Source organism: Sphingomonas sp. Ant H11 (genome assembly GCF_000797515.1).
Taxonomy (GTDB): Bacteria; Pseudomonadota; Alphaproteobacteria; order Sphingomonadales; family Sphingomonadaceae; genus Sphingomonas.
Genome location: NZ_JSBN01000195.1, coordinates 1 through 3,024, shown reverse-complemented (window position 1 = coordinate 3,024; position 3,024 = coordinate 1). Strand labels below are relative to the sequence as shown.

The following is a 3,024-nucleotide window of genomic DNA, read 5'->3' as shown; positions in this document are numbered from 1 at the left end:
GCGTCCCGGCCAGCGCGACCGCAAGGGCGACGAGCGTCGCGGCGGCAAGCTGACCGTCAACCGTGCGCTCAACGATGGCGATGGCGCGCGCGCGCGTTCGCTCGCCGCGCTCAAGCGTGCCCGCGAAAAGGAAAACCGCCGGATGGGCGGCCCACGCGAAGCGCAGGCAAAGCAGATTCGCGACGTCGTGGTGCCAGAAGCGATCACCGTCCAGGAACTCGCCAACCGCATGGCGGAAAAGGGCGCAGATCTGGTCAAGACGCTGTTCAAGATGGGCATGCCCGTCACGATGACGCAGACGATCGACCAGGACACGGCCGAACTGCTGGTGACCGAATTCGGCCACAACATCGTCCGCGTCAGCGATTCGGACATCGATATCGCCGTCGAAACCGATACCGATGCCGAGGACACGCTGCGTCCGCGTCCGCCGGTCGTCACGATCATGGGCCATGTCGACCACGGCAAGACCTCGCTGCTCGACGCTTTGCGCGGCACCGATGTCGTGAAGGGCGAGGCTGGCGGCATCACCCAGCATATCGGTGCCTATCAGGTCACGCTGAAGGACAAGTCGAAGGTCACCTTCCTCGACACGCCGGGCCACGAAGCCTTTACCGAAATGCGCCAGCGCGGTGCCAATGTGACCGACATCGTCGTGCTCGTGGTGGCGGCCGATGACAGCATCAAGCCGCAGACCGTCGAGGCGATCAACCACACCAAAGCGGCCGGCGTGCCGATGATCGTGGCGATCAACAAGGTCGACAAGCACGACGCCAATCCGCAGAAGGTGCGCGAAGCCCTGCTGCAGTATGAAGTCGTGGTCGAGGAAATGTCGGGCGACGTCCAGGATGTCGAAGTCTCGGCGCTCAAGAAGACCGGCCTCGACGAGTTGATCGAGAAGATCCAGCTCCAGGCCGAATTGCTCGAACTGAAGGCGAACCCCGATCGCGCGGCCGAAGGCACCGTGATCGAGGCCAAGCTCGACAAGGGCCGTGGTCCGGTCGCGACTATCCTGGTCAACCGCGGCACGCTCAAGGTCGGCGACATCTTCGTCGTCGGTGCCGAGAGCGGCAAGGTCCGCGCGATGACCAACGACAAGGGCATGCAGATCAAGGAAGCGGGCCCGTCCATGCCGGTCGAAGTGCTCGGCCTGTCGGGCGTGCCGCGTGCGGGTGATCCGCTGTCGGTGGTCGAAAACGAAGCGCGTGCGCGCGAAGTTGCCGAATATCGCCAGGGCGTGATGACCAGCAAGCGCACCGGGGGTGGCCCGGCCAGCCTCGAATCGATGTTCAGCGCGCTCAAGGAAAAGCAGGCGATCGAATATCCTTTGGTGGTCAAGGCCGATACGCAAGGGTCGGTCGAGGCAATCGTGTCGTCGATCAACAAGATCTCGACCGATCTCATCAAGGCGCGCGTGCTGCATTCAGGCGTCGGTGGCATCACCGAGAGCGACGTGACACTGGCGGGTGCCAGCGGTGCGCCGATCATCGGCTTCAACGTCCGCGCCAATGCCAAGGCACGCGAAATCGCCGAACGCCAGAAGGTCGCGCTGAAATATTACGACGTGATCTACGACCTGATCGACGAGATCCGCGCCGGCATGGCGGGCGAGCTTGGCCCGGAGGCGTTCGAAACGGTCGTCGGCCGCGCCGAAATCCGCGACGTCTTCTCGGCGGGCAAGCACGGCAAGGCCGCCGGTCTGCTCGTCACAGAAGGCATTATCCGCAAGGCGCTCAAGGCGCGTATCACCCGGGCCGATGTCATCATCTACCAGGGCGAAATCGCCTCGCTGCGTCGCTTCAAGGACGACGTCGCCGAAGTGCGCGCTGGTCTGGAGTGCGGCGTGACCTTCACGTCGAACTTCGTCGACATCAAGCCGGGCGACTTCCTGGAGACGTTCGAAGTCGAACTGCGCGAACGGACGCTGTAATCTTCTCCCTCTCCCCTCCGGGGAGAGGGCAGACGAGCGAAGCGAAGTCGGGAGAGGGGCCGAGCGGAAGCGTTTGGTTTTCGCTACAGCCCCTCTCCCCGGCCAGTGATGGGGCGACCGTGCCCCGCACGGTCGCGAACCGTCCGGGGGACGGTTCGACCCGTCACTCCCCGGAGGGAGAGGGAGGAGTAAGAAATGCGCCCTACCGAAAACGCCCGAAACCCGTTCCGTCCGCCTACTCCGCGTGGGCGAGCAAGTCCGCCATACGCTCAGCGACATTCTCGCGCGCGGCGATGTGCATGACGAGACACTGGCCAAGCATCCGGTGACGATCACCGAAGTGCGCATGTCGCCCGATTTGCGCCACGCAACCGTGTTCATGAAGCCCTTGCTCGGCAAGGATGAGGAAGCGGTGCTGAAAGCGCTGCGCACCAACACCGCCTATCTCCAGCGCGAAGTCGCCGCGCGCGTTCAAATGAAATATGCCGCCAAGCTCAAATTCCTCGCCGACGAGAGCTTCGACGAAGGCAGCCACATCGATAAATTGCTGCGCGACCCGAAGGTGGCGCGGGATTTGGGCGACCCTATCGAGGATTGAGCACAAACGACGCTGGACATCGTACTCGCTTCCGGCTTTCTGCCCGTTATGGCCAAGCTCTATTTCTACTACGCCTCGATGAACGCGGGCAAATCGACCAACCTGTTGCAGGCCGATTTCAACTATCGCGAACGCGGCATGCGCACCGTGCTGCTGACCGCCGCGATCGATGATCGCTTTGCCGCGGGGACGATCACCTCGCGCATCGGCTTGGCCGCCGATGCGATCGCGTTGAGCGCGATACCGATCTGGTCGCCGTGGTCACGCGCGAAGGCGAGGCGCCACCCGCCTGCGTATTGGTGGATGAAGCGCAATTTCTCACCGCCGCCCAGGTCGACCAGCTCGCCACGCTGGCGGATTTCCACGGCATTCCCCGTGCTCGCTTATGGCCTGCGCACCGATTTCCTCGGCAATTTGTTCGAAGGTTCGGCGCGCCTGCTGGCGATTGCGGATTCGCTGATCGAGATCAAATCGGTCTGTGCGTGCGGGCGCAAGG

3 protein-coding genes are annotated in these 3,024 nt (G+C 63.5%); all 3 read left to right on the top strand.

Features of this window, described 5'->3' with window-relative positions:
* On the top strand, window positions 1–1,930 hold a 1,930-nt coding region (gene infB, locus NW75_RS21405; protein ID WP_033967408.1), incomplete at its 5' end, for a translation initiation factor IF-2.
* Window positions 1,931–2,174: 244 nt separating this feature from the next.
* Window positions 2,175–2,528, top strand: a complete 354-nt coding sequence (gene rbfA / locus NW75_RS21400) for a 30S ribosome-binding factor RbfA (RefSeq protein WP_052192568.1) — start codon at window positions 2,175–2,177, stop codon at window positions 2,526–2,528.
* A 48-nt stretch (window positions 2,529–2,576) separates the two neighbouring features.
* On the top strand, window positions 2,577–3,024 hold a 448-nt coding region (locus NW75_RS21395), incomplete at its 3' end, for a thymidine kinase (RefSeq protein WP_231565371.1).